The following is a 24,904-nucleotide window of genomic DNA, read 5'->3' as shown; positions in this document are numbered from 1 at the left end:
GCACCTCACGGCGCGCTGCGCAAGGCCAGCAGCTTGCGCAGCGGCGCTGGCAGGCCCCAGTCCTCCAAGGCTTCATAGGCGACCCATTGCCCCGGACCGCGAGGCTGCGGCTGCGGACCGTGCAGCACGCACTGGCGGGGGTGCAGCAGCCAGTCGAAATGTGTCAGCGCATGCGAGATGCTGGGCCAGGCGATCAGCGGCCCCGGCCAGTCCGCTCGCAAGGCGGCCTCGCTGTCGTATTCCGGCAGGCTGTGCAGGCCGGCCCACACGCCGCCGGCGGGCCGTGGTTGCAGCCATACCCGGCCTTCGTGCTCCAACCACAACCACCAATGCTCACGACGCCCACGCCGCAGCCTGCGGCTGCGCACGGGGTAGGCCTCGGGGCGGCCTTGGGCATGTGCGGCACACCAAGTCCGCACCGGACATTGCGCGCAGCGCGGCGAGCGTGCCGTGCACACCGTCGCCCCCAGATCCATCAGGCCTTGGGTATAGGTGGCCATGTCGTGGGCTGGCAGCAATGCGGTGGCCTCGACCCACAAAGCGCGCTCGTGGCGGGCCTGAGCCAGGTCCTCGCCGAAGCCCAGCACGCGCGTGAGCACCCGCTTGACATTGCCATCCAGAATGGCCGCACGCTCGCCGAAGCAGAAGGCCGCAATGGCCGCCGCCGTCGAGCGACCGATGCCCGGCAACTCGGCCAGCGCCTGGGCCGTGCGCGGGAACTGCCCGCCGTGTTCGGCCACCACCACTTGGGCGCAGCGATGCAGATGGCGCGCACGGCTGTAGTAGCCCAGCCCGCTCCAGGCGGCCATCACCTCGTCATGGCTGGCGCGGGCCAGCGCATGCACGTCGGGGAAGCGCTGCAAAAAGCGCTCGTAATAGGCCAGCACCGTGCTCACCTGCGTTTGCTGCAGCATGATTTCCGACAGCCAGACACGGTAGGGCTCTCGGCTGCGCTGCCAGGGCAGATCGTGGCGGCCGTGCTCGCGCTGCCAAGCGATCACGGCCGGTGCGAAAGCTCGACGCAGCAAGGCGATGGACGAAGCTGGGCGCGACATGTACCGAGGCTGCGGGCGGTGTACGGGAGCACGCTCGAGCGACCGAACTCAGGCCTGCAAGGGCGCCGACTGTGTGCTGAGATCCAGATCGAGCGTCAATGGCTCGAAGTCTGCCGCGGGCAAGGGGGCGGCGGCCAGCTGCTGCAGGCGGCTGACCAGACGGTGCAGGCGCTCCTGAAGTTCGCGGATGCGCACTTCCTGGGCTTCCATCTCATGCACGCGGGCTTCCAATTCGGCGGCGGCACTGCGCACGCGCTCCAGGGTTTCGCGGCGGCGTTTGAAGTTGCGGCGGCGGTCGCGCAATTGCGTGTCGATCTGCGCCGAGGCGGTCTTGTTCCACAGCTCGAGCTCGGCGCTGGCGCCTTCGAACACCACGCGCAGCTTGGAGACGAGCATGCGGCGGAACTGCGACATGAAGCGCTCGTTGGACAAGCGCAGCGCATGCGACAGCCCCAAGTATTGCGTGTAGTTGCGCTCGATCAGTTCCAGGTCGCGCATGAAGCGCGAGAGGTCGGGGGCGGCCGGCATGGCCAGGCCGAACCCGAACTCGGCATTGAGTTTCTGGAACGACGCGCCCAGCATGGCATGGATCTCGTGGCCCTTGGCCTGGGCCTCGTCGAGCTTGGCACGCAACGTGTGTGCCATTTCGGCGAAAGCTTTGCGCGCGCCGAAATTGAGAATGGCCGAACGCAGCCGCTCCTGCAGCACCTCGGTGTGCCGGCGCACCACATCGCTGGAGATGCCCACCAGCGCGTCCTTGAGCATGCGCGAGTGCACCGAGCGCATGGCCTGCACATGGGCGATGCACTGTTCGAACTCCCTGCTTTCGGCCTCCACGCGACGGATCATCACCTCGACCATGCCCGCGTTTTTGCCGCGCAGCCCGCGCAGTTCGAGCAACTGCTCGGCGCACTGCCGCCGACGGTCGGCCAGGCGGCGGCCGATCTGCGCCTCCAGCTGGCCGGCACTGTCGATCACCAGTTGCGCCAGCACCTCCTTGCGATGCGGCAGCAACTGCCGGCCCAGCGCGTCCTCCAGCTCCAGCAGGCGGCTGGCGCGCAGGTCGTCGGCGTCGCCGGTCACACGGCCGGCCAGCGCGAGCTTGGCCGAAATCGGAAACACCCGCTCCTCGGGGATGCCCAGCGTCTGCGCCGTTTGGGCGCGCTGTCGGCCAATGTGCGCCTCCACTTCGGCCGGCGAGCTCAGCGGATCGGTCAGCGCATCGATCTTGTTCAGCGCCACGTAGCGCTCCAGCGGCTGGCCGCAGAGATGATCCCGCCAAATCGCCAGGTCGGATTTCGTCACGCCGGTGTCGGCCGCCAGAATGAACACGGTGGCATGCGCCGAAGGCAACAGGCTGACGGTCAGCTCGGGCTCGGCACCGATGGCATTCAAGCCCGGCGTGTCCAAGATCACCAGGCCGCGCTTGAGGAGCGGATGCGGGTAGTTGATGATGGCATGTCGCCAGGCCGGCACCTCGACCAGCCCGTCTTCGCCCAGCGGCGGATTGTCCTGGGTTCGCTCCTCATCCCAGAAGCCCAGTGCACGGGCTTGTTCTGGCGAGACACGCTGCGTGGCCATCACGCGGGTCAGCGCCTCGGCCAGTTCGTCGGGCCGCTTCACGTCGAGTGGAACCTGGACCCAGGCATCGTCTTGCAGGCGCAATTCGGCCAGCGACGCCGTCCCCAATCGCGTGTCGATGGGCAGCAGGCGCAGCGATGGCGCCTCGTCGGGGTCGTAGCTCAGCTCCACCGGACACATCGTGGTGCGCCCAGGCGTGGCCGGCAGGATCCGTCGGCCGGTGTCGGCAAAGAAGATCGCGTTGATCAGCTCGGACTTGCCGCGGGAAAACTCCGCGACGAAGGCCACCACCAGGCGATCGCGGGCCAGCCGGGTCTGCAAAGACTCCAGCAAGTCCGCTGCCGGCTCGTCCAGCAAATCATGGTCGAAGAGAAAGCGCGACAACTCCTGCAGCTGGATCTCGAGATCGGCGCGCCACAAACTCAAGGCATCGAACTTCAGCGCGAACGAGGGTGACGTAGCGGCAGAGGACATGGCGGCCATACCGGGCATGCGAGAGGGAAGCAAGCATGGTAGCGCATGGCTTGCCAGCGGCGTTGCCTCGGGTCGTCACCGGACGGACCTTCGTCACGACCGCAGCGGCGACCACACCTTGTGAGGTGGGGCACCGGGTCAGCCGCGAGTTTGGCACTGCGGGCAGAAGTAGGTGGATCGCTGGCCTTGCACGATGCGACGGATCGGTGTGCCACAGTTCAGACACGGCAGCCCTTGGCGGCCGTAGACGCGCGCTTGGTCCTGGTAGGCGCCGCCATGGCCTTGGGCATTGCGAAAGTCTCTCAGCGTGGAGCCGCCGGCCGCCAGTGCGCGCCTCAACGTCTCGCGGATGGCTTGCGCCAGGCGCTCGCAGCGCGGCCGGCTCAGCCGAGCGGCCGGGGTGCGCGGGTCGATGCCCGCGGCGAACAGGGCCTCGCTGGCGTAGATGTTGCCGACGCCCACCACCACGTCCCCAGCCAGCAAGGCCTGTTTGATGGCCAAGCGGCGTCCGCGCAGGCCGGCGTGCAGCACGGCTCCATCGAAACCGGGCTCCAGCGGTTCCGCACCCAAGGCGGCCAACAGCTTGCGCGCCGGGTCGGTCTCCAGCGACTGCGACCACACCACGGCGCCGAAGCGTCGCGGATCATGCAGCCGCAGCAGGCCGTGGGTCGTCCACAGATCGAAATGGTCGTGCGGCCCCGGCGGCTGAGGCATGCGTTCATAGCGCAGCGAGCCAGACATGCCCAAGTGCATCAGCAGTCCACCGCGATCCAGCGGCAGCCACAGGTACTTGCCGCGGCGACGGGCTTCGCCCACCGTCTGGCCCTGCAAAGACTCGGGGGCGCATCCCAAGGGCCAGCGCAATGGCTTGCCCAGGCGCACGTGCAGCACGCGGGCGCCGAGCAGCTGAGCAGCAAAACTTTGCCGGGTGACTTCGACTTCGGGCAGTTCGGGCATGCGGGGAATTATCCGGGCGTCCGTAGAATCCAATCGACGTCGAGGAGTTGCTCATGCCCATGCGTGCCCTGAATGTGCGAGTGCTGGTCGCGGCCCTGGCCGCGCAGGCCATGCTTTGGGGCGCCCCGGCGCGGGCGCAGGCCGCCTCGGCCGCCTCGGCCGCCCCGACGCCCAGCGCGGCCGAGCCGGCCGTCGTGAACTCGAGCCTGGACGCGGCCCTGTTCTACCAGCTTCTCGTCGCCGAGATGGAGCTGCGCGCTGGCGCGGCCGGTACGGCCTACGAACTGTTGCTCGATGCCGCACGCAAGACCGGCGACGAGCGCCTGTTTCAGCGGGCCACCGACATTGCGTTGCAAGCCCGTGCTGGCGAGCAAGCCCTGGCGGCGGCGCAGGCCTGGCGCGCCGCCGTGCCCCAGTCGCTCGATGCCTTGCGCTACCTGGCCCAAATCCAGGTGGGCCTGGGTCGAGTGGCGCAGGCGCAAGAACCCTTGCAGACCATGCTGGAGCGCACCGCGCCGGCCGAGCGGGCGCACGCGATCGCACTGCTGCCGCGTCAATTTGCCCGTGCGGCGCAATTGCCGCAGGTGGTGGCCATGCTCGATGCGGTGCTGCGGCCCTATCTGGCGCAGCCGGACACCCGTCTTGCGGCCTTGGTGGCCCAGGCGCGCATGCGCCTGCTGCTGCGGGAGCCGCTGCAGGCGCTGGAACTGGCCCGGCAGGCCCAGCAGATCGACCCGGCTGCCGAGGGGCCGGCGCTCATTGCGCTGGAGTTGGTGGGCCAACAGCCGCAAGCCGATGCCGTGGTGGCGGCCTATTTGCAGGCACGACCGCAAGGGCATGCCCTGCGCCTGGGCTATGTGCGCCAACTCGTCAGCCAGCAGCGCTATGTCGAGGCCGCAGCCCAACTGGACGAAGCGCTGCGGCACGACCCCGCGTTGGCGCCGGCCTGGCTCAGCCTGGGCGCCTTGCGGCTGGAGCTCAAGGAGCTCGAGGCTGCCGAACAGGCGCTGCGTCGCTATGTCGAGCTTGGGGCTGCGGCGCCGAGTTCGGACGATGCGTCCACGGCCGTCACCACCGAGGGTCTGACGCAGGCCTATCTGATGCTGGCCCAGGCCGCCGAGTCGCGTGGCCTGATGCAGCAGGCCGAACAGTGGCTGGCGCGGGTGGACGACCCGGCCGCGGCGCTGAGCGTGCAGCAGCGTCGCGCCTCCTTGCTGGCTCGGCAAGGCCGGCTCGACGAAGCCATTGCGCTGATCCGCCGCCTGCCCGAAGACGAGCCCCAGATGGCGCGCGCCAAGCTGCTGGCCGAGGCCCAGTTGTTGCGTGACCAGCAGCAGTGGCCGCGGGCCTATCAGGTGTTGGGGCAGGCCAATGAACGCTTTCCCGATGACGTGGACCTGCTGTACGAGCAGGCCATGATGGCCGAAAAGACCAACCGCATCGACCGCATGGAGGAATTGCTGCGGCGGGTCATCGAGCTCAAGCCCGACCACTATCACGCCTACAACGCCCTGGGCTACACGCTGGCCGACCGCAACCTGCGCTTGGATGAAGCGCGCGCCCTCATCGAAAAAGCGTTGTCCTTGGCGCCCGATGAGCCCTTCATCGTCGACAGCCTGGGCTGGGTGAAATACCGCCTGGGCCAGCGCGAAGAAGCGCTGCAACACCTTCAACGCGCCTATCGAGCGCGTCCGGACACCGAGATCGCGGCGCATTTGGGCGAAGTGCTGTGGGTGCTGGGGCGGCACGAGGAGGCGCGGCGCATCTGGCGCGAAGGGCAGGCGCGTGATGCGTCCAACGAGGTGCTGCGCGAGACCTTGCGCCGATTCGGGGTGGATCTGTGAGGCGCGGGGCCGCAGCGGTGTGGCGCGCCGGCTGGGCTGGCATGGTGCTGGCCGTGTTGGCCGGCTGCGCCAGCCTGCCCGGTGCCGATGAGGCCTTGGCCTTGGCGGCCTCGGGGCGCCTGGCCGTGCGGGTGGATGGCCCCGAAGGTGTGCGCTCGACCACGGCCGCCTTCGAGCTGCTGGGCCACCCCGACCGGGGCGAATTGCGCCTGGCCAGTCCGTTGGGCACGGTGATGGCCGTGGCCGCCTGGCAACCCGGGGCGGCTTGGGTGCTGATGCGCGGGCAGCGCTACGACTATGCCGGCTTGGAGGACCTCACCCGCGAGCTCGTGGGGGCATCCTTGCCCGTGGCCGCCTTGTTCGATTGGTTGCGTGCCCGTCCCTGGCCGGGGGCCTCGAGCCGGCCGCGCGAAGGCGGCGCGGGCTTCGAGCAACTGGGCTGGACGGTGGAGCTCGACGGCGCCGACCAAGGGCTGATCGTGGCGCGGCGCGCTGCTCCGGTGCCGGTGATCGTGCGCGCCCGTTTGGACTCATGAAAGCCTGTTACGACCTGCCGGCGCCGGCCAAGCTGAATCTGTTTTTGCATCTGGTGGGCCGGCGGGCCGACGGGTATCACTTGCTGCAATCGGTCTTCGTGCCGATCGATTGGGGCGATGTCCTGCACATCGAGCGTCGCGACGACGGCCGGCTGCGGCGGCACGACCTGGGCGCACGCCTGCCCGACGACGATTTGTGCCTGCGCGCGGCCCGTGCCTTGCAAGCGGCCAGCGGCACCCGCTACGGCGCGGACATCCACCTCGACAAACGCGTGCCCTGGGGCGCCGGTCTGGGCGGCGGCAGCTCGGATGCGGCCACCACGTTGATCGCGCTGAACCGCCTGTGGGGCTTGCACTGGCCCCGCGCTCGGCTCATCGAGCTGGGCTCGACGGTCGGCGCGGATGTGCCCTTCTTCCTGGGGCCCGGACCGGCCTGGGTCGAGGGCATCGGCGAGCGCTTGACCCCGTTGGACCTGCCGGCGGCCGAGCTGGAAGTGCTCAAACCCCCGCAAGGCTTGGCCACCCGCGATCTTTTTGCCAGCCCCCTCTTGGTACGCGACACAAAACCTGCTATAGTTGCGGACTTTCTTGCAGACCCCCGGGGATTTGGCAGGAACGACATGCAAGCGGCAGCGGTTGCGCTTTGTGCGTCGGTTGGTCAAGCCCTGGAATGCTTGAAGCAGCGGTGCGGCAACAGCCGCATGACGGGTTCGGGCAGTGCGGTGTTCGCATGGGTTGGCGAGAAAATTGGCGCCGCAACCGGTGTCAGCCTGCAGGGTCCTGATGTACCCGAGGGGTGGCAGTGGCGCAGGTGCCGCAGTCTGGAGCGACATCCCCTTGCGGGTTGGGTTTCGGATTGAGCGCGACGAGTTGTCGGCCGGCGTCAGGGCTTGGAGGCCCAGGCGATGGCCGGTGTAGGGGAGTCGCCAAGTTGGTCAAGGCATCGGATTTTGATTCCGACATTCGAGGGTTCGAATCCTTCCTCCCCTGCCACCTTCTTCGAGAACCTCTGGACGAGCCCTGCGGGGATCATCCAGAGGTTCTGTGGTTTTTGCACGAGCCCCCGAGCCACGGACCGCGGGGGCCGCACTGAAGCGCCGGTTCTTGCCGGTGCCGGTCCGACGGAGCCCACGATGCTGTCCGACACCCTGCTGTTCACCGGCAACGCCAATCCGGCACTGTCCCTCGAGATCGCCAATCACCTGGGCCTGACGCTGGGCCGGGCCTCGGTTGGACGCTTCTCCGACGGCGAGGTCGCGGTCGAGATCCAGCAAAACGTGCGTGGGCGCGACATCTTCGTCATCCAGCCCACCTGCGCGCCGACCAACGAGCACCTGATGGAGCTGTTCATCATGGTCGATGCGCTCAAGCGTGCCTCGGCCCGGCGCATCACCGCGGTGATTCCGTACTTCGGCTACGCCCGCCAGGACCGCCGCCCACGCTCCACCCGCGTGCCCATTTCCGCCAAGGTCGTGGCCAACATGCTCGAAGCCGTGGGCGTCAACCGCGTGCTGACCATGGACCTGCACGCCGACCAGATCCAGGGCTTCTTCGACATCCCGGTGGACAACATCTATGCCTCGCCGGTGCTGCTGTCGGACCTCAAGAGCAAGAACTACCACGACCTCGTGGTGGTGTCGCCCGACGTGGGCGGCGTGGTGCGCGCGCGTGCGCTGGCCAAGCAGCTCGGTTGTGATCTGGCCATCATCGACAAGCGTCGGCCCAAGGCCAATGTGTCCGAGGTGATGCACGTCATCGGCGAGATCGAGAACCGCAATTGCGTCATCATGGACGACATGATCGACACCGCCGGCACGCTGGTGAAGGCTGCCGAGGTGCTCAAAGAGCGCAATGCCAAGTCGGTGTATGCCTATTGCACGCATCCGGTGTTCTCGGGCCCGGCGCTGGAGCGCATTCGCAATTCCGAACTCGACGAGGTGGTGATCACCAACACCATCCCGCTGGCCGAGGAGGCGCGCTCCATTCCCAAGATCCGCCAGCTCTCGGTGGCTTTCCTGTTTGCCGAGACCATCCGCCGCATTTCCGACGGCGAGTCGGTCACGTCGCTGTTCTCGGAGCAGAACAACAACTTCTGATCCGGTTCATGGGTGGGGCGGCCTTCGAGCCCCCCGTTTCTTGCGTCTGGTCGCGGACGCTGACTCATTGGAGAGTTGCATGAAATTCGTCGCTTACGAGCGCACTGTGCAGGGGACCGGAGCGAGCCGCCGCCTGCGTCGTGCCGGCAAGGTGCCCGGCATCGTCTATGGGGCCGGTTCGCCCCAGCCGATCGAGCTCGATCACAACGCGCTGTTCTTTGCGCTGAAGAAAGAAGCCTTCCATTCTTCGATTCTGGACATGGAGCTGGCCGGCAAGGTCGAGAAGGTCTTGCTGCGCGACTATCAGATGCACCCGTACAAGCCCCAGGTGCTGCATGTCGACTTCCAGCGCGTCGATCCCAAGACCAAGATCCAGAAGAAGGTGCCGCTGCATTTCGTCAACGAAGAAAACTCGCCAGCGGTCAAGACCGACAAGTGCCTGGTCAACAAAATCCTCAACGAACTCGAAATCCAGTGCCTGGCGCAAGCCTTGCCGGAGTTCCTGGAGGTCGATCTGGGTGAACTGGTCAAAGGCCAGACCCTGCATGTCAATGACCTGAAGCTGCCCAAGGGCATCAAGGTGGTCACCCATGGCAAGCCCAATCCGGCCGTGGTGTCGGTGGTCGAGCCCGTGGAGGAGGTCGTGGCCGCTCCCGCCCCCGCACCGGCGGCTCCGGCCAAAGGCAAAGACGCGAAAAAGAAGAAGTGAGCCACTCTCGGCGAGCGCTTGGCCACACCCCGCTTCGGCGGGGTTTTTCGTTGCTGCAGCCGCGGCAATAATGGCGTCCATGATTCGACTGCTGGTGGGCCTGGGCAATCCCGGGCCGCAATACGAGGCCACACGGCACAACGCCGGCTTTTGGTGGATCGACGAGCTGGCCCGTGAGCTGGGCGTGCGTCTGCTGCCCGAACGCGCCCATCAAGGGCTGGTGGCGCGGGTGAACCGTCCCCTGGCCGGGGTGGACACTGCGGTGTGGCTGCTGCAGCCCCAGACCTACATGAATTTGTCAGGCCGCTCGGTGGCCTCGTTGGCACGCTTTTTCAAGATCGAGCCGCAGGAAATCTTGGTCGTGCACGACGAGCTCGACCTGCTGCCGGGCCAGATGAAGCTCAAGCGCGGCGGAGGGCATGCGGGCCACAACGGCCTGAAAGACATCCAGGCCCAGCTGGGCAGCCCGGAGTTTTGGCGCCTGCGTCTGGGCATCGGCCACCCAGGGGTGAAGGCCGAGGTGGCCGACTACGTGCTGCGCAAGCCGCCGGCAGCCGAGCGCGAAGCCATCGAAGCCTGCATCGCGCGATCCAAGCAGGCCTTGGCGCCGATGCTGCGCGGTGAGATGGAGCTGGCCTCGCGTCTCATCCATGCCCGGCCGGCGGCCCCCCGTGCCCCGCAGGACAGCCCTGCGGCCCCCCACCCATGAGCCGCGCCGTGCCGGGGTGGGTCGGGGTCGTCTGGGCCGTGGTGGCCCCGTGGCTTGCGGCCCAGCCGGTGTATCAATGCGGCACGCAGTACAGCGACCGGCCGTGCGCCGACGCCAAGCTGCGCACGGACCTGGCCGACCCCCGCACCGACGAACAGCGATGGCAAGCGCGGGAGCACGGCTTGCGCCAGGGCTGGATGGCCGACGAGCTGGAGCAGCAGCGGCTGCGGCGCGAGGAGGCGTTGCGGGCGGCACAGCGCTTGCCCGAGGAGCCGCCGCAGGCGGCTGCGCCTGCGGCGCCGTCGGAGACGCGCCGCTCGCGCCGGCCCAAGGATTTCAAGGTGAGGCTGCCCAAGCCGCCCAAGCGCCCCAAGACCCGGCCCGCCTCAGGCTGAGCGCGGCACCGATTCACCCGGGGCGCTGGCTGGCGCCATGGCCCGTCCTTGGGCTTGCAGGCGCTGGTATTTGGCCCACAGGGCGTCTCGATCCTCTTGGTAGTCGGGATGGATCGGGATGCATTCCACCGGGCAGACTTGCACACACTGGGGCGCATCGAAATGCCCGACGCACTCGGTGCAGCGTTGCGGGTCGATCTGATAGTACTCCGGCCCCATCGAGATCGCCTGGTTCGGGCACTCGGGCTCGCAGACGTCGCAATTGATGCATTGATCGGTGATCATCAGGGCCATGGGCCACCCCGTCGTCGTCAGTGAGCCTGAGTCACCTTGTGGCGCAGGCGCTCCAGCACCGAGGGTGCCACGAATTTGGAAACATCACCGCCGAGCATGGCAATTTCGCGCACGAACGTGCCCGAGACGAACTGGTACTGATCCGAGGGGGTGAGGAAGACCGTTTCCACCTCCGGCATCAGCTGGCGGTTCATGCCGGCCATTTGGAACTCGTATTCGAAGTCACTGACGGCCCTCAGGCCCCGCACCACGACCTTGGCCTGCTGGGAGAGGACGAAGTCGCGCAGCAAGCCGGCGAAAGACATCACCTGCACGTTGGGATGGGCGGCCGCGGCCTCGCGGGCGATTTCCAGACGCTCGTCCAAGGAGAACAGCGTGCGCTTGTGGTGTCCGGCGGCCACGGCCACGATGAGGGCATCGAACAAGGTGCTGGCACGGCGCATCAGGTCTTCGTGCCCCAAGGTCATGGGGTCGAAGGTGCCTGGATAGACGGCCGTGATGCGGTCAGAGCGGGTCATGATGTCTTGGGCGCAGGGTCGCAGCTTGCCAGTGTAGGCGGGGCCAGGCGCAGCAGGTGATAGTGCACCGCGCCAGCGCGGCCTTGGCGCCACAGGCTCAAGCCCAGGGCGGCGGCCTGCGCCTCGCACCAGGCCCGATCGGCTTCGAGGTAGATGAGCCCGCCGCTGGCAAGCAAGGGCCGCGCCGCCATCAACGCGGTGGTGAACACCTCGGCCTGGAAGGGCGGATCCAACAGGATCAAATCCCACTCGGGGCGGACATGCTGGCGCATCCAGGCCAGGGCGTCGGCGCATTGTATGTCGACGCCGCCGGCCCCCAGTCTTTGCACCGTCTCGCGCAGGCTGCGCACCAAGGTCGCATCGCGTTCGAGCAGCAACACGTGCGCAGCCCCCCGGGAGGCGGCCTCCAGTCCCAGGGCCCCGCTGCCGGCGAAGGCATCCAGGCAGCGCCAGCCGCTCAAGTCCTGTCCCAGCCAATTGAACAGGGTTTCACGCACGCGGTCGGGGGTGGGGCGCAGCCCAGGGCGGTCGGCCACCGGCAGCTTGCTGCGCTTCCATCGGCCGCCAATGATGCGCACCTCGTGGGCCGCTGCGCGGCGGTCGGGCCGGGGGGGGACGGGAGGGCGGGAGGCAGGCACGGCCTGGATTCTAGAATCGAGCCCGAAAACCTCGATCTTTCCATGTTCAGCTTTTTCCGTAAGAAGACCCCTACGCCTCCTGCACCCACGTCTGCGGCGGCCGAGCCGGCATCGGCGACGGGTGCCACGGCGGTGGCGCCGCCGGTCTCGCCCGCGGACATGACGCCAACGCCGCCAGCGGCCGAACCCGGTGTGCGCCGCTCATGGATGGAGCGCCTGCGCAACGGCCTGCGCAAGACCGGCAGCAGCCTCTCGCAGGTCTTCACCGGCACGCGCATCGACGAGGCTCTCTACGAAGAGCTGGAGTCGGCCTTGCTGATGGCCGACGCAGGAGTGAAGGCCACCGAGTTCCTGTTGAGCGACTTGCGACGGCGCGTGAAGGAGCACAAGGCCACCGATCCGGCCGCGGTCAAAGCCCTGCTGGTCGATGCGCTGGCCGAACTGCTCGCGCCGCTGGAAAAGCCATTGATGCTGGGCGAACACCAGCCCACGGTGATCATGGTGGTCGGCGTCAACGGGGCCGGCAAAACCACGAGCATCGGCAAGCTCACGCACCATTTGGCCGCTGCCGGGCAAAAGGTGTTGCTGGCCGCCGCCGATACGTTTCGCGCCGCCGCGCGCGAGCAGCTGTCGGTGTGGGCCGATCGCAACCAGGTGGAAATCGTCAGCCAGGAAGGCGGCGATCCGGCGGCGGTCAGCTTCGATGCGGTCACCGCCGGCCGCTCACGCGCTTGCGATGTGGTGATTGCCGACACCGCCGGACGCTTGCCCACCCAATTGCACCTGATGGAGGAGCTCAAGAAGATCCGTCGCGTGATCGCCAAGGCCGATCCCAGCGCACCGCACGAGGTGCTGTTGGTGGTGGACGGCAATACCGGCCAAAACGCCTTGGCGCAGGTCAAGGCCTTTGACGATGCTCTGCAACTCACCGGGCTCATCGTCACCAAGCTGGATGGCACGGCCAAAGGCGGGGTGCTGGCCGCATTGGCTCGTGAGCGGCCCCTCCCGGTCTATTTCATCGGCGTGGGCGAGAAGCTGGAAGACTTGCAGACCTTCCAGGCGCGCGAGTTCGCACAGGCGCTGCTGAGCTGATCAGGGCCGCCGCGCCGAGTGGGGCGGCGACAGTGGCGTCGGCGCGGAATCCAGGTCGTCGAACCAGGTCGATGAAGGCGGCTCGGTCGTCTCGGGCGTGGCCATCGGTCGGCGCGCGCCGGCGGGATGTTCCGCCCCGCGCGTACTCACGTGGGCGGCGCCTTCCTCGGTGGTGAGCAAGCCCAGGGACTGCAGGATCGAGGCGCGGGCTTGCTCGACGTCGGGAATCTGCCCTTCATGCCAGACATGCAGCGGCAATCCGGCTGCGCGCACGACCCGCTCCATGCGGGCCTGTCGTTTGCGGGCGCGCGGGCTGTCCCGACCTTCGGGAGGGCGCACCTCGACCACGGCCACGGCCAAGGTGTTGGCTTCGCAGATCACGAAGTCGGCGCAGACCTGACCGACCCGCCGCAGCCATTCGGTGTAGGAATGCCGTGTGGGCACTTTGAGGAAGCGCGCCAGCGGCACCTGGGCGAACACCAGGTGCTCGGGCAGGGCGCGGCGCAGCACCGCATGGGCTTCGCGCTCGGGGCCGGTCAGTAGGCGCGTGGGGCTGGGCTGCCAGGCCATCAGGGTGTCCAGCGCTTCGACCGCACGCGGCCGTGTGCTGCTGGCCGAGGCGGGGCGGCGCGTGAGCCAGAACACCAGGCCCAGCAGCACGACGGCGGCCAGCCCCAGAAGCAGAATCATCTCCATGGCCAGTTCGATCTCGGCAAGGCAGGGCGGAGGACTCAGCGTCCCAGCCCGGGCAGGCCTTTCATCCCGCCCATGCGTTTCATCAGCTTCATCAGGCCGCCTCCTTTCATCTTCTTCATCATGCCCTGCATTTGCTCGAACTGCTTGAGCAGGCGATTGACCTCTTGCACCTGCACGCCCGCGCCGGCGGCGATGCGGCGCTTGCGGCTGGCCTTGATCAGCTCGGGCTTGCGGCGCTCCAAGGGCGTCATGGCGTTGATGATGCCTTCCATGCGGCGCACCTCGCGTTCGGCACGCGCCATATCGGCCTGGCCGGCCTTGGCGGCAATCTGCGTGGGCAGCTTGTCCAGCAGGCCAGCCAATCCGCCCATCTTCTTCATCTGACTGATCTGCGCCAGGAAGTCGTTGAGGTCGAAGCCGTCGCCGGACTTCACCTTTTCGGCCAGCTTGCGGGCGGCCTCCATGTCGACGCCTTTTTGTACCTCCTCGACCAGGGCGACGATGTCGCCCATGCCCAGCACCCGTCCGGCGTGGCGTTGAGCGTCGAAGATCTCCAAGCCGTCGATTTTTTCGGACACACCGGCGAACTTGATCGGCGCGCCGGTGACTGCGCGCACCGACAGCGCGGCCCCGCCGCGCGAGTCGCCGTCGAGCTTGGTGAGCACGATGCCCGTCAGTGGCAACGCCTCCTTGAACGCGCGCGCGGTGTTGATCGCGTCTTGGCCTTGCATCGCATCGACGACGAACAGCGTCTCCACCGGCTTGAGCGCTGCGTGCAGCTCACGGATTTCCGCCATCAGCACCTCGTCGATGGCCAGACGGCCGGCGGTATCGACGATCAGCACATCGAAATAATGGCGCCGGGCATGATCCAGCGCCGCGCGGGCGATGTCCAAGGGCTTGTCGCTCGGCTGCGAGGGGAACCACTCGGCGCCGGCGGCCCGGGTGACCGTCTTGAGCTGTTCGATGGCCGCGGGCCGGTAGACGTCGGCGGAGACCGTGAGCACCTTTTTCTTGCGCGACTGAATCAGGTGGCGGGCCAGTTTCGCGGCGGTGGTGGTCTTGCCGGCGCCTTGCAGGCCGGCCATCAGAATCACGGCCGGCGGCTGGGTGGCGAGATTGAGGTCGCTGACGCCTTCGCCCATCGTGGCGGCGAGCTCCTTGTGCACCACGCCGACCAGCGCTTGTCCGGGCGTCAGCGATCCAACCACCTCCTGCCCGAGCGCGCGCTCCTTCACGCGCGCAATGAAGTCGCGTACCACGGGCAACGCGACGTCGGCTTCGAGCAATGCCATGCGCACTTCGCGCAGCATGTCCTGGACGTTGCTTTCGGTGATGCGGGCTTGGCCGCGCATCTGCTTGACCAGCCGAGACAGGCGTTCGGAAAGTGTGGAGGCCATGGAAGAGGCGGCCGGGCCAGCGCAGCCGGCCGCGAAAGTACACTGTGCGGATGATTCTAGATCCTCGTCTCGCATGCTGAGCGCCGACCTTGGTCTGCCCTTCCTGACGCTGGCCGCCGGCGGCATCGCGCTGCTGGCCTATGCCCTGGCGGCCCTGCGCAGCCCACGGACGGTGCACGCTTTGCGCTGGGCCTTGGCAGTGGGCTGGGTGGCCCATGCACTGGCTCTGGTGCTGGACACCGCAGGCTCGGGCTTGCACGGGGCCCGCTTCGGCTTTGCACCGGCGCTGTCGGCCACGTTGTGGCTGGTGCTGGCGGTTTATGCGATCGAGAGCCGCTTCGTGCCGCTGCCGGGCGTGCAGCGGTGGCTGGCCGCACTGGGCGCCGCGGCGGTGTTGCTGATGCTGGCGTTTCCGGGCGAGGTGCGGGCGCATGCCGACTCGCCCTGGATGCCCCTGCATTGGGTGCTGGGCATTGCCTCCTATGGCTTGTTCGGCGCGGCCGTGCTGCATGCGGGCCTGCTGTCGCATGCAGAGCGTCAAATGCGCATCCGCCGCGGTGTGCTGCCGCCCGCGCCGCTGGGCATGCCCTTGCTGCGTGTGGAAAAGCTGACCTTTCGTTTCGTTGCGGCGGGCTTCGTGGTGTTGTCGGCGGCGCTCGTGCTGGGCTGGTGGTTTGCCGACCCGTGGCGCTGGGATCACAAGACGGTGTTCTCCATCTTGGCCTGGGCAGTGTTCGCCGGTTTGCTGGCGGGGCGTCGTGCCTTCGGCTGGCGTGGGCGCATGGCCACGCGCTGGCTGTATACCGGTGCGGGCCTGTTGTTGCTGGCCTATGTCGGCTCCCGCTTCGTGATGGAAGTCTTGCTGCATCGGGCCGTGTCCGTGGGGGCGGCATCGTGAAATATCTCGTCGTCTTGGTGGTGGTGATGGCGCTGGTGTGGGTGCTGCGCAGCGGACGCCGGCGCGATGCCGGGGCGGCGGCGTCCCGGGCGGCCGGCCCTCGAGCGCGCCCGCAGACCATGGTCGACTGCGCGCACTGCGGGCTGCACCTGCCACGGGACGAGGCCATCACGGGCGACGACGGGCGCCACTATTGCAGCGCGGCCCACCGCCTGGCCGGTCCGCGATGAACCGCAGGCTCGCCCCACGACGCGCCACGCAGCGCCGCCCTGTGGCGGCCGAACGTCCCGCGCCGGAGTCTTGGTTCGCAGCGATTGGCGTCGAGCAAGACACGCAGATCGACGAGGAATCGCGCTACAACGACGGCAACACCTTGCCCAGCGAAGACTCGCGCTTCCTGACCCGTCATGCGCGGCGCCTGCTGGGTTCGGGCATCCCCTCGTTCCAGCGCATCTTCCGGGCCTTCCTCGGCGCACGGGTGGTGGTGGGGCTGTTGCTGCTGAGCACCCAGCTGGCCTCCGCAGGGTTGGGGACGGCCGGCGTGCCCTGGCCGGTGCTGGCCGGATGCGCGGCCTACGCGGTCTTGACCCTGGTCACTTGGTTTGCCTATCGCCGAGCTGGCGGCTTGGGCCGCCTTCCGGTGCGTCTGAACCGCACCCAGTGGCTGGGCACCATCGTGGTGGACGTGGTGGCCTTTGGAAGTTTGCACCTGCTTGCGCCGCGCGGTGGGCTCAATTTCGTGCCGCTGCTGGTGCTGCCGGTGCTGATGGCCGGGGTGTTGACCCGGAGGCGCACCGCGCTGGCCGTGGCCGCCACCGTCACGCTCATGCTCTTGGGCGAAGCCTGGCGCGAAGCCGCTCGCGGGGCCGACCTGGGCGTGCTCATGACACAGGCCGGCTTGGTGGCCAGCGGCTTCTTCGTGATTGCGATCTTGGCCGGCGAGATGGCCGGCCGGCTGGCTCGCGAGGAGCTGGCCGCCCGCGGCAGCCTCGAACTGGCCCGGCAGCAAGCGCAGCTCAATCGGCTGGTGATCGACGAGTTGCACCATGGTGTTTTGGTGGTCGATCGCCGCGGCAAGGTGCGCGCGGCCAATCCGGCGGCGCGGCGCATCATTTCGGACTCAGGGCTGGCGCGGCCGGCGCCTTTTCCGCTGCAGTCTCATCCGGCTTGGGAGCCGTTGGCCCAGGCGGTGCGCCGCGCCTTCGCCGAAGGCCAATGGCCCGCGGCGGGGCGCGAAATCCATTTGAAGTTCGACTCTGGCGTGGAGCGTGTGCTGCGGGTGCGCATGCGTTTCACGCGTCGGCGCGATCCGGACAGCAGCGAGGAGCTGTGTGTGTTGTTTCTGGAAGACGAGCGCGACGTGCAGGCGCGCGTGCGTCAAGAAAAACTGGCCGCGATGGGACGCATCTCCGCCGGCATTGCGCACGAGATTCGCAATCCCTTGGCGGCCATTGCCCAGGCCAATGCGCTTTTGGCCGAGGATGCCGACACCCCGGCTCAACGCCGGCTCACGCAGATGGTCAGTGACAATGTCGAGCGGCTCAAGCGCATCGTCGATGACGTGATGGAGGTCGCCCCGGGGGGGCCGGCGGCGGCCGCCGCAGTGGTGGATCTGACCGCCTTGGTGGCCACCATTTGCCACGACTGGGCGCGCACGGCAGGCCTGCCCTCAGACGAGCACAGCGCATTGCGTCTGAACCTGCCCTCGCAGCCTGTGGGTTCGCGCTTCGATCCGGACCACCTGCGCCGTGTGCTCGTGAACCTGCTGGACAATGCCTACCGCCATGCCTCTGGCCGGCCCGGCAGCGTGGAGGTGCACTTGTACCCCGATGGCGAGCAGATCGTCACCTTGAGCGTGGCCAGCGACGGGGCGCCGATTCCTCCCGAGGTCGAGCGTTATCTTTTCGAGCCCTTCTTCTCGACGCGCAGCCGTGGCACTGGTTTGGGCTTGTATATTTGCAAAGAGTTGTGTGAGCGCTATGGCGCGACCATCGACTACCGGCTGCGCGGTGCTCACCATGTCGCGCGCAATGAGTTCTACCTGGTCATGCGGCGCGAAGCCCTCGATGCCAGCTCGCCCACTCTGCACCTCGACACATGACGCTCGCCTCCCATTACAGCCTGTTGGTCGTCGATGACGAGCCCGACTTGCGTACCCTGTACGAGCTGACGCTGCTGCGCGAGGGCTACGACGTAGAGACCGCCTCCAGCGTCGAAGATGCCTGGGCGCGTCTGCGCGACCGCACCTACAGCGCCGTCATCACCGACATGCGCCTGCCCGATGGCACCGGCTTGGACTTGCTGCGCCGCCTCGAACAGGCCGGTCGGCGTGAGAAGATCATCGTGATCACCGCCTTCGGCTCGCCGGAGAACGCCGTCGAGGCGCTCAAAGCGGGGGCTTATGACTATCTCACCAAGCCTGTGGATTTGCGGCAATTCCGCTCGGTGATTGCCTCGGCGCTGGGGCGCCAAAGCGCAGCCAGCCCGTCGGCACCCGCCACGGCGGCGTCCACCCCCCCGCGGTCGACCGCGCGCGCAGGCGCCGCCGGCAGCGGCAGCACGGCACGTCGGGCCCTGGATCGCATGGCCGGCCAATCCCCGGCCATGCAGCAAGTGCGCAGCCTCATCGACAAAGTGGCCCGCAGCATGGCACCGGTGTTGGTGGCCGGCGAATCGGGCACCGGCAAGGAGCTGGTCGCGCGCGCCGTGCACGAAGTCAGTCCACGCCAGGATCAGCCCTTCATCGCCGTCAACTGCGGAGCCATTCCCGAGCAATTGCTGGAGGCCGAGTTCTTCGGGTACCGCAAAGGGGCCTTCACCGGCGCCAACGAAGATCGTGAAGGCTTTTTCCAGGCAGCGCGTGGTGGCACGTTGTTCCTCGACGAGATTGGCGATCTGCCCTTGTCGATGCAGTCCAAGCTGCTGCGCGTCATCCAGGAGCGTGCCGTGCGCCCGGTGGGCGCGGTCAGCGAGACGCCAGTGGACGTGCGCATCATCAGCGCCACCCACAAAGATCTGGCTGCCGAAGTGCAGGCCGGGCGCTTCCGTCAGGATCTGTATTACCGCCTCAACGTCATTCAGATCCGTGTGCCGCCGCTGCGCGAGCGCCTGGAGGATTTGCCGGCCATTTGCGAGCGGGTGCTCGAACGCATCGCCCAGGACGCCGGCGTGTGGCCGCCGCCCCGCCTGGCGCCGCAGGCGCTGGAACAATTGCGCCGCTATACCTTCCCGGGCAATGTGCGCGAATTGGAGAACCTCTTGCACCGAGCCGTTGCTCTGTCTGGCGGCGATTGGGTCGACGAGGGGGCGCTGTTTTTGCCCGACGAGCCCGAGGGCGATACCCTGAGCCAAGATCTCGAGGCGCCCGCCCCGCAGGCGGGGGCCCCGAGCACGGTGGCTGGCGAGCCACCGCTGCCGTCCAACTTGGAAGCCTACCTCGATGCGGTCGAACGCGACATCCTCATCCGCGCGTTGGAGCGGCACCGCTACAACCGCACGGCCGCCGGTGCGAGCCTGGGCCTGTCTTTGCGACAGATGCGCTATCGCATGGCACGGCTGGGCGTGACCGTGGCCGAGCATGGCGTGACCACCGACGGCGATGCATCCGAATGATGTGGGGCCGACGCCGGCGCAGCGCTGGCGCGAGGGCTGGTGGGCCGGGGCACGCGCGGTGCCCAGTCCCAATGAGGGGCCGCGACCGCCGGGGGTCGTGCCGGAGTTGGTCGTGATCCACTCGATCAGCCTGCCGCCGGGCCGCTACGGCGGAGCCGAGATCGAGGACTTCTTCACCAACCGGCTCGACTGCGCGCAGCATCCCTATTTCGAGCGGCTGCGCGGGCTGGAGGTGTCGGCCCATTTCGTCGTGCGGCGCGATGGCGAGCTGTTGCAGTTCGTCTCCTGCGACCGGCGGGCTTGGCATGCGGGCCGCTCCGTGTTCCGCGGACGCGAGAACTGCAATGACTTCAGCGTGGGCATTGAGCTCGAGGGCTTGGAGGGCGAAGCCTTCGCTCCGGTGCAGTACCGTGCGCTGGTCCTCCTGCTGCGCGAATTGCGCGCGGTGTATCCGATTGCCCACGTCGCCGGCCACGAGCACGTGGCCCCGGGCCGCAAGGCCGACCCTGGAGCGGCCTTCGACTGGCAGGGCTTGCAGCGTGCCCTGGACTGGCCGGTGGCTTGCTTCGCTCCCTTGGCCGCTGCGTCGGCCTGATCGTCCTTGACCAAGCCTGGCGCGGTCTTGCGCCCGACCTTGGGCCGCCAGCCCGCATGGTGCTTGGCCATGCCGTGGCCCAGGCCGTCGTGAAGCGGCCGGGCGGCCGATCCGGGGTGTTTCGCGTGGTGTTGCGCGGGCCAGGCAAGCACCAAACGGGGCGTTCGTCAATCCTGCATTGCGTGCCCTCAGGACACTATCGGTAGCGCTTGAAAGGGGTTGGTACACTAGATATAGTGTTTTCGACTGCGATGCCCTGCGCGCGTTCCGAGACACGGTGACACACGTCAGCCAGGCCGGCCGCCGAGCCGCCGGAGCCGCAGGCAGCGCAGCGGTCCAGACGATGTGTGCATGGCCGCGGCCCGTCATGGTGAGGGCTCGCACCGAGCTTGCGCCACCGGCACCGCTGGACATGCACCGCCACACGCAGATTTAGGGGAACCCATGCAAACCACCATTGCCAGCTCCGAGCCGCACACTGGCTCCGCCCTCAGTGCCTCCACCGCCCGTCCGGCCGGCGCCACGTCCTCGGCCTATGCCGGCTACCAGATCATCCGTCGCAACGGCGCGGTGGTGGCTTTCGAGCCGCACAAGATCGCGGTGGCCTTGATGAAGGCTTTTCTGGCGGTGCACGGGGCGCAAGGCGCGGCCTCGGCCAGCGTGCGCGAGACGGTGGACAACCTGACCGAGACGGTGGTGCGTGCCTTGCTGCGCTCACGTCCGGGCGGTGGCACCTTCCACATCGAGGACGTGCAGGACCAGGTCGAGCTGTGTCTGATGCGTGGCGGCCACCATGAAGTGGCGCGAGCCTATGTGCTCTATCGGGAACGCCGCGCCCAAGAGCGCGCCCGTCAAGCCGAGCAGGCGGCCGCCCAGCAGGCCGAGCCCACGCTGATGGTGGTCGATGGAGGCCACCGCGTGCCCCTGGACATGACGCGCCTGCAGGCCCTGATCCAGTCGGCCTGTGAGGGTTTGGGTGAGGACGTCAAACCCGAGCCCATCTTGGCCGAGACCCGCCGCAATCTCTACGACGGGGTGCCGATGGAGGAGGTGCACAAGGCTGCCATCCTGGCTGCGCGCACCCTGATCGAAAAAGACCCGGCTTACACCCGCGCCACGGCGCGGCTGCTGCTGCACACCATCCGCAAGGAAGTGCTCGGCGAGGAGGTCACCCATGCCGAGATGCACCAGCGCTATGCCGAGTATTTCCCCGGCTTCATCAAGAAGGGGGTGGAGGCCGAGCTGCTCGACGAGCGGCTGCTGCAGTTCGATCTGACCCGTTTGGGCCAAGCGCTCAAAGCCGATCGCGACCTGCAGTTCGACTATCTGGGCCTGCAAACCCTGTACGACCGCTACTTCCTGCACATCCGCAAGCAGCGCATCGAGCTGCCTCAGGCCTTCTTCATGCGCGTGGCCATGGGCCTGGCGCTCAATGAAATCGACCGCGAAGCCCGCGCCATCGAGTTCTACGAAGTGCTGTCCAGCTTCGACTTCATGTCGAGCACGCCCACGCTGTTCAATTCCGGCACGCGCCGCTCGCAGCTGTCGAGCTGCTATCTCACCACCGTGCCCGACGATCTGGAAGGCATCTACGAGGCCATCAAGGAAAACGCGCTGTTGTCCAAGTTCGCCGGCGGCTTGGGCAACGACTGGACCCGCGTGCGCGCCCTGGGCAGCCATATCAAAGGCACCAATGGCGAGAGCCAAGGGGTCGTGCCCTTCCTGAAGGTGGTCAACGACACGGCCGTGGCCGTCAACCAAGGCGGCAAGCGCAAGGGCGCCGTGTGCGCCTATCTGGAGACCTGGCACCTGGATGTCGAGGAGTTCCTGGAGCTGCGCAAGAACACCGGCGACGATCGCCGCCGCACCCACGACATGAACACGGCCAACTGGATTCCCGACCTGTTCATGAAGCGGGTGATGGAAAACGGGGAGTGGACGCTGTTTTCGCCGTCCACCTGCCCGGACCTGCATGACAAGTTCGGCAAGGACTTCGAGGCGGCCTACACCCGCTACGAGGAGATGGTCGCCCGCGGCGAGATCAAGCTGTACAAAAAGGTGCGGGCCGTCGATCTGTGGCGCAAGATGCTGACCATGCTGTTCGAGACCGGGCATCCTTGGATCACCTTCAAGGACGCTTGCAACGTGCGCTCGCCCCAGCAGCACGTCGGCGTGGTGCACAGCAGCAACCTGTGCACCGAGATCACGCTGAACACCAACGACCAGGAAATCGCCGTGTGCAACCTGGGCTCGGTGAACCTGGCGCGGCACCTCAAGGACGGCGGCATCGACCACGAGAAGCTCAGGAAGACGGTGGCCACGGCCATGCGCATGCTGGACAACGTCATCGACATCAACTACTACGCCGTCAAGAAGGCCCGCGACTCCAACCTGCGCCACCGCCCGGTCGGCCTGGGCATCATGGGCTTCCAGGACGCGCTGTATCAGCTGCGCATCCCCTATGCCAGCCAGGCGGCCGTGGAGTTCGCCGATCGCTCGATGGAGGCGGTGTGCTACTACGCCTACTGGGCGTCTACCGAGTTGGCCGAGGAGCGTGGCCGCTACTCCAGCTATCGCGGCTCGCTGTGGGACCGCGGCATCCTGCCGTTGGACACGCTGAAGATGCTGGCCGAGGAGCGCGGCGGCTACGTCGAGGTCGACACGTCCTCGACGATGGACTGGGAGGCGCTGCGCGCTCGCATCGCCCAGTACGGCATGCGCAACTCCAACTGTGTGGCCATCGCGCCGACGGCCACCATCTCCAACATCGTTGGGGTGGATGCTTCGATCGAACCTTGCTTTGGCAACCTGTCGGTCAAGTCCAACCTCTCGGGCGAGTTCACCGTGGTCAATGAGTACCTGGTGCGCGACCTGAAAAAGCTGGGCTTGTGGGACGACGTGATGGTCATGGACCTCAAGCACTTCGACGGCTCGCTGCGTCGCATCGATCGGGTGCCCGAGGATCTCAAGCAGCTGTATGCCACGGCCTTCGAAATCGAGCCGGTGTGGCTGGTGGAGGCTGCCGCGCGCCGTCAGAAGTGGATCGACCAGGCGCAAAGTCTGAACATCTACATGGCCGGCGCATCGGGCAAGAAGCTCGACGAGACCTACAAGCTCGCCTGGCGGCGTGGTCTGAAGACCACCTACTACCTGCGCACCATCGGCGCGACCCATGCCGAGAAGTCCACGGTCCGGCCTGGTCAGCTCAATGCCGTGCCTGCGCAAGGCGGTGTGAGCGGCGGGTCTGCGGCGCTGGAGGCCGCGGCCGCGCAGGCGCGTGCGCAGATGGCCGCCGTGCCGGCCACCGACGTGAAGTTCTGCTCCATCGACGATCCGACCTGCGAGGCCTGTCAGTAAGCAGACCGGTGTGATGCGAGGCGCGGTGTTCGGCCGCGTGCTCGCATCGATGCCATCGTGTGTTCGCACCAGACGGTGATGAGGTGCTGCAAGGAGCGCCGATTTCGATGCAGCACAGCAACAAGTTCATCGCGTCCTTGTCAAGAAGTGCTTGGTGTTTGGACACAACACTCTCATAATTCGCACCCATAGGAAGTCCACCATGTTGGCCTGGGAAGAAGACCTCCAAGCTTCGAACTCTCTTGCGTTGCAGACCGTGCCCACGACGCCTGGTGCCGTGCGGTCCGCGGCATCGTCACCCCAAGGGGCACCGCTGTCCGCTGCTGCGGTCTCCACGCGCCGCGTCAATGTCGCCGACAAGCGCATCATCAACGGGCAGACCGACGTCAACCAGCTCGTTCCGTTCAAGTACAAGTGGGCCTGGGAGAAGTACCTCGCCACATGCGCCAACCACTGGATGCCGCAGGAGATCAACATGTCCCGCGACATCGCGCTGTGGAAAGACCCCAACGGCCTGACCGAAGACGAGCGCCGCATCGTCAAGCGCAATCTCGGCTTCTTCGTCACGGCCGACTCGCTGGCGGCCAACAACATCGTGCTGGGCACCTACCGTCACATCACGGCGCCCGAGTGCCGCCAATTCCTGTTGCGCCAGGCCTTCGAAGAGGCGATCCATACCCATGCCTACCAGTACATCGTGGAGTCGCTGGGTTTGGATGAGGGCGAGATCTTCAATGCCTATCACGAGATTCCGTCGATCCGGGACAAGGACGAGTTCCTGATTCCGTTCATCGACGTGATCATGGATCCGGCCTTCAAGACGGGCACGCCCGAGAACGATCAGAAGCTGCTCAAGAGCCTGATCGTCTTCGCCTGCTTGATGGAAGGGCTGTTCTTCTATGTCGGCTTCACCCAGATCCTGGCGCTGGGTCGCCAGAACAAGATGACCGGGGCGGCCGAGCAATATCAGTACATCCTGCGCGACGAGTCGATGCACTGCAACTTCGGCATCGACCTGATCAACCAGATCAAGCTCGAGAACCCGCATCTGTGGACGCCGGAGTTCCGGGCCGAAATCAAGGCCCTGTTCCTCAAGGCCGTCGAGCTGGAATACCGCTATGCCGAAGACACCATGCCGCGCGGGGTGTTGGGGCTGAACGCTTCGATGTTCAAGGGCTATCTGCGCTACATCGCGAATCGGCGCGCCACGCAGATTGGCTTGGAGGAGCTCTTCCCGCATGAGGAGAACCCTTTCCCGTGGATGAGCGAAATGATCGACCTGAAGAAAGAGCGCAATTTCTTCGAGACCCGCGTCATCGAATACCAGTCCGGTGGCGCGCTGTCGTGGGATTGAAGCGCCGCGGCCGCAGGCCGGGCTTCGGGACATGAACGAAGAACAACTGACTTTGCAGGCCCAATGCAGCGGACGTAGAAGCCGCGCCGACGGC

23 protein-coding genes and 1 tRNA gene are annotated in these 24,904 nt (G+C 67.0%); 16 read left to right on the top strand and 8 right to left on the bottom strand.

The annotated features are described in order from the left end of the window. Positions 1 to 5: 5 nt before the first annotated feature. From mutY to mutM, 3 genes are all read right to left on the bottom strand, one after another. Positions 6 to 1,055 (bottom strand): A/G-specific adenine glycosylase, encoded by a 1,050-nt coding sequence (gene mutY, locus CTA01S_RS02280; RefSeq protein WP_062191698.1) that lies wholly within the window; start codon positions 1,053 to 1,055, stop codon positions 6 to 8. A gap of 48 nt (positions 1,056 to 1,103) precedes the next feature. Further along, positions 1,104 to 3,110: a dynamin family protein gene (locus CTA01S_RS02275; protein ID WP_232300965.1), complete on the bottom strand. Its 2,007-nt coding sequence runs from the start codon at positions 3,108 to 3,110 to the stop codon at positions 1,104 to 1,106. A 138-nt stretch (positions 3,111 to 3,248) separates the two neighbouring features. Further along, entirely contained in the window at positions 3,249 to 4,067 is an 819-nt protein-coding gene (gene mutM, locus CTA01S_RS02270) for a bifunctional DNA-formamidopyrimidine glycosylase/DNA-(apurinic or apyrimidinic site) lyase (RefSeq protein WP_062191690.1), read from the bottom strand. A gap of 53 nt (positions 4,068 to 4,120) precedes the next feature. On the opposite strand from mutM, the gene CTA01S_RS02265 reads away from it, so the two are divergent. The 8 genes from CTA01S_RS02265 (at position 4,121) to CTA01S_RS02230 (ending at position 10,356) form a co-directional block, all read left to right on the top strand. Further along, positions 4,121 to 5,911 (top strand): tetratricopeptide repeat protein, encoded by a 1,791-nt coding sequence (locus CTA01S_RS02265; protein ID WP_062191687.1) that lies wholly within the window; start codon positions 4,121 to 4,123, stop codon positions 5,909 to 5,911. Positions 5,912 to 5,952: 41 nt separating this feature from the next. Continuing rightward, positions 5,953 to 6,447, top strand: a complete 495-nt coding sequence (locus CTA01S_RS02260; RefSeq protein WP_084362277.1) for a lipoprotein insertase outer membrane protein LolB — start codon at positions 5,953 to 5,955, stop codon at positions 6,445 to 6,447. Further along, complete coding sequence (ispE, locus tag CTA01S_RS02255) at positions 6,444 to 7,307, top strand: 4-(cytidine 5'-diphospho)-2-C-methyl-D-erythritol kinase (RefSeq protein WP_062191679.1); 864 nt, start codon at positions 6,444 to 6,446, stop codon at positions 7,305 to 7,307. Before CTA01S_RS02260 ends, ispE begins: the two co-directional genes overlap by 4 nt. A gap of 56 nt (positions 7,308 to 7,363) precedes the next feature. Beyond that, positions 7,364 to 7,440: transfer RNA gene (locus tag CTA01S_RS02250), tRNA-Gln, on the top strand. A 140-nt stretch (positions 7,441 to 7,580) separates the two neighbouring features. Further along, entirely contained in the window at positions 7,581 to 8,543 is a 963-nt protein-coding gene (locus CTA01S_RS02245) for a ribose-phosphate pyrophosphokinase (RefSeq protein WP_019559799.1), read from the top strand. 79 nt (positions 8,544 to 8,622) lie between these two features. Then, positions 8,623 to 9,252 (top strand): 50S ribosomal protein L25/general stress protein Ctc, encoded by a 630-nt coding sequence (locus tag CTA01S_RS02240; protein WP_019559798.1) that lies wholly within the window; start codon positions 8,623 to 8,625, stop codon positions 9,250 to 9,252. A gap of 79 nt (positions 9,253 to 9,331) precedes the next feature. Further along, a complete protein-coding gene (pth, locus tag CTA01S_RS02235) occupies positions 9,332 to 9,961 on the top strand; it encodes an aminoacyl-tRNA hydrolase (protein WP_019559797.1) in 630 nt (209 codons plus the stop codon). Beyond that, positions 9,958 to 10,356, top strand: a complete 399-nt coding sequence (locus tag CTA01S_RS02230; protein WP_062191674.1) for a hypothetical protein — start codon at positions 9,958 to 9,960, stop codon at positions 10,354 to 10,356. Before pth ends, CTA01S_RS02230 begins: the two co-directional genes overlap by 4 nt. Here the strand turns inward: CTA01S_RS02230 and CTA01S_RS02225 are convergent. Genes CTA01S_RS02225 through rsmD form a run of 3 tightly spaced genes read right to left on the bottom strand, consistent with a single transcriptional unit; the run spans position 10,348 to position 11,806 of the window. Further along, complete coding sequence (locus tag CTA01S_RS02225; protein WP_062191670.1) at positions 10,348 to 10,650, bottom strand: YfhL family 4Fe-4S dicluster ferredoxin; 303 nt, start codon at positions 10,648 to 10,650, stop codon at positions 10,348 to 10,350. The genes CTA01S_RS02230 and CTA01S_RS02225 overlap by 9 nt on opposite strands. 17 nt (positions 10,651 to 10,667) lie before the next feature. Beyond that, the gene (gene coaD / locus CTA01S_RS02220; RefSeq protein ID WP_019559794.1) at positions 10,668 to 11,168 is read right to left on the bottom strand and encodes a pantetheine-phosphate adenylyltransferase; all 501 of its coding nucleotides are present in this window, start codon (positions 11,166 to 11,168) and stop codon (positions 10,668 to 10,670) included. Beyond that, a complete protein-coding gene (gene rsmD, locus CTA01S_RS02215) occupies positions 11,165 to 11,806 on the bottom strand; it encodes a 16S rRNA (guanine(966)-N(2))-methyltransferase RsmD (RefSeq protein WP_062191665.1) in 642 nt (213 codons plus the stop codon). The genes coaD and rsmD overlap by 4 nt, the downstream gene beginning before the upstream one ends. 42 nt (positions 11,807 to 11,848) lie before the next feature. Here rsmD and ftsY point away from each other — a divergent pair, with 42 nt between their 5' ends. Then, on the top strand, positions 11,849 to 12,898 hold the full coding sequence (gene ftsY / locus CTA01S_RS02210; RefSeq protein WP_062191662.1) for a signal recognition particle-docking protein FtsY: 1,050 nt from the start codon (positions 11,849 to 11,851) through the stop codon (positions 12,896 to 12,898). On the opposite strand, the gene CTA01S_RS02205 is transcribed toward ftsY, so the two are convergent. Further along, positions 12,899 to 13,594, bottom strand: a complete 696-nt coding sequence (locus CTA01S_RS02205; RefSeq protein ID WP_019559791.1) for a DUF2726 domain-containing protein — start codon at positions 13,592 to 13,594, stop codon at positions 12,899 to 12,901. Between the two features lie 35 nt (positions 13,595 to 13,629). Next, positions 13,630 to 14,994 carry a signal recognition particle protein gene (ffh, locus tag CTA01S_RS02200; RefSeq protein ID WP_019559790.1) on the bottom strand — a complete coding sequence of 455 codons (1,365 nt, stop codon included), beginning with the start codon at positions 14,992 to 14,994 and terminating at the stop codon, positions 13,630 to 13,632. A gap of 73 nt (positions 14,995 to 15,067) precedes the next feature. Between ffh and CTA01S_RS02195 the strand changes: the two genes are divergently transcribed. The 7 genes from CTA01S_RS02195 (at position 15,068) to CTA01S_RS02165 (ending at position 24,810) form a co-directional block, all read left to right on the top strand. Next, positions 15,068 to 15,892 (top strand): cytochrome C assembly family protein, encoded by an 825-nt coding sequence (locus tag CTA01S_RS02195; protein WP_062191657.1) that lies wholly within the window; start codon positions 15,068 to 15,070, stop codon positions 15,890 to 15,892. Next, positions 15,889 to 16,122, top strand: coding sequence for a PP0621 family protein (locus tag CTA01S_RS02190; protein WP_062191653.1), 234 nt, complete (start codon positions 15,889 to 15,891; stop codon positions 16,120 to 16,122). The genes CTA01S_RS02195 and CTA01S_RS02190 overlap by 4 nt, the downstream gene beginning before the upstream one ends. Further along, on the top strand, positions 16,119 to 17,993 hold the full coding sequence (locus CTA01S_RS02185; RefSeq protein WP_062191649.1) for a sensor histidine kinase: 1,875 nt from the start codon (positions 16,119 to 16,121) through the stop codon (positions 17,991 to 17,993). Before CTA01S_RS02190 ends, CTA01S_RS02185 begins: the two co-directional genes overlap by 4 nt. Beyond that, positions 17,990 to 19,504 (top strand): sigma-54-dependent transcriptional regulator, encoded by a 1,515-nt coding sequence (locus CTA01S_RS02180; protein WP_062191646.1) that lies wholly within the window; start codon positions 17,990 to 17,992, stop codon positions 19,502 to 19,504. Before CTA01S_RS02185 ends, CTA01S_RS02180 begins: the two co-directional genes overlap by 4 nt. Then, complete coding sequence (gene ampD, locus CTA01S_RS02175) at positions 19,491 to 20,099, top strand: 1,6-anhydro-N-acetylmuramyl-L-alanine amidase AmpD (RefSeq protein ID WP_062191641.1); 609 nt, start codon at positions 19,491 to 19,493, stop codon at positions 20,097 to 20,099. The genes CTA01S_RS02180 and ampD overlap by 14 nt, the downstream gene beginning before the upstream one ends. Before the next feature lie 444 nt (positions 20,100 to 20,543). Then, a complete protein-coding gene (locus CTA01S_RS02170) occupies positions 20,544 to 23,456 on the top strand; it encodes a ribonucleoside-diphosphate reductase subunit alpha (RefSeq protein WP_062191637.1) in 2,913 nt (970 codons plus the stop codon). A 202-nt stretch (positions 23,457 to 23,658) separates the two neighbouring features. Next, positions 23,659 to 24,810, top strand: coding sequence for a ribonucleotide-diphosphate reductase subunit beta (locus CTA01S_RS02165; protein WP_062191633.1), 1,152 nt, complete (start codon positions 23,659 to 23,661; stop codon positions 24,808 to 24,810). Positions 24,811 to 24,904 lie beyond the last annotated feature (94 nt).

The sequence above is a fragment of the Caldimonas taiwanensis NBRC 104434 genome (assembly GCF_001592165.1).
Taxonomy (GTDB): domain Bacteria; phylum Pseudomonadota; class Gammaproteobacteria; order Burkholderiales; family Burkholderiaceae_C; genus Caldimonas; species Caldimonas manganoxidans.
Note: the sequence above shows the minus strand (reverse complement) of the source record. Positions and strands in the feature narration are given on the sequence as shown.

Excerpts from the sequence above, each read along its gene's own strand:
- mutY (WP_062191698.1), bottom strand. The coding sequence starts at position 1,055 with ATGTCGCGCCCAGCTTCGTCCATCGCCTTGCTGCGTCGAGCTTTCGCA.
- CTA01S_RS02275 (WP_232300965.1), bottom strand. The coding sequence starts at position 3,110 with ATGTCCTCTGCCGCTACGTCACCCTCGTTCGCGCTGAAGTTCGATGCC.
- mutM (WP_062191690.1), bottom strand. The coding sequence starts at position 4,067 with ATGCCCGAACTGCCCGAAGTCGAAGTCACCCGGCAAAGTTTTGCTGCT.
- CTA01S_RS02265 (WP_062191687.1), top strand. The coding sequence starts at position 4,121 with ATGCCCATGCGTGCCCTGAATGTGCGAGTGCTGGTCGCGGCCCTGGCC.
- CTA01S_RS02260 (WP_084362277.1), top strand. The coding sequence starts at position 5,953 with ATGGTGCTGGCCGTGTTGGCCGGCTGCGCCAGCCTGCCCGGTGCCGAT.
- ispE (WP_062191679.1), top strand. The coding sequence starts at position 6,444 with ATGAAAGCCTGTTACGACCTGCCGGCGCCGGCCAAGCTGAATCTGTTT.
- CTA01S_RS02245 (WP_019559799.1), top strand. The coding sequence starts at position 7,581 with ATGCTGTCCGACACCCTGCTGTTCACCGGCAACGCCAATCCGGCACTG.
- CTA01S_RS02240 (WP_019559798.1), top strand. The coding sequence starts at position 8,623 with ATGAAATTCGTCGCTTACGAGCGCACTGTGCAGGGGACCGGAGCGAGC.
- pth (WP_019559797.1), top strand. The coding sequence starts at position 9,332 with ATGATTCGACTGCTGGTGGGCCTGGGCAATCCCGGGCCGCAATACGAG.
- CTA01S_RS02230 (WP_062191674.1), top strand. The coding sequence starts at position 9,958 with ATGAGCCGCGCCGTGCCGGGGTGGGTCGGGGTCGTCTGGGCCGTGGTG.
- CTA01S_RS02225 (WP_062191670.1), bottom strand. The coding sequence starts at position 10,650 with ATGGCCCTGATGATCACCGATCAATGCATCAATTGCGACGTCTGCGAG.
- coaD (WP_019559794.1), bottom strand. The coding sequence starts at position 11,168 with ATGACCCGCTCTGACCGCATCACGGCCGTCTATCCAGGCACCTTCGAC.
- ftsY (WP_062191662.1), top strand. The coding sequence starts at position 11,849 with ATGTTCAGCTTTTTCCGTAAGAAGACCCCTACGCCTCCTGCACCCACG.
- CTA01S_RS02205 (WP_019559791.1), bottom strand. The coding sequence starts at position 13,594 with ATGGAGATGATTCTGCTTCTGGGGCTGGCCGCCGTCGTGCTGCTGGGC.
- ffh (WP_019559790.1), bottom strand. The coding sequence starts at position 14,994 with ATGGCCTCCACACTTTCCGAACGCCTGTCTCGGCTGGTCAAGCAGATG.
- CTA01S_RS02195 (WP_062191657.1), top strand. The coding sequence starts at position 15,068 with ATGCTGAGCGCCGACCTTGGTCTGCCCTTCCTGACGCTGGCCGCCGGC.
- CTA01S_RS02185 (WP_062191649.1), top strand. The coding sequence starts at position 16,119 with ATGAACCGCAGGCTCGCCCCACGACGCGCCACGCAGCGCCGCCCTGTG.
- CTA01S_RS02180 (WP_062191646.1), top strand. The coding sequence starts at position 17,990 with ATGACGCTCGCCTCCCATTACAGCCTGTTGGTCGTCGATGACGAGCCC.
- ampD (WP_062191641.1), top strand. The coding sequence starts at position 19,491 with ATGCATCCGAATGATGTGGGGCCGACGCCGGCGCAGCGCTGGCGCGAG.
- CTA01S_RS02170 (WP_062191637.1), top strand. The coding sequence starts at position 20,544 with ATGCAAACCACCATTGCCAGCTCCGAGCCGCACACTGGCTCCGCCCTC.
- CTA01S_RS02165 (WP_062191633.1), top strand. The coding sequence starts at position 23,659 with ATGTTGGCCTGGGAAGAAGACCTCCAAGCTTCGAACTCTCTTGCGTTG.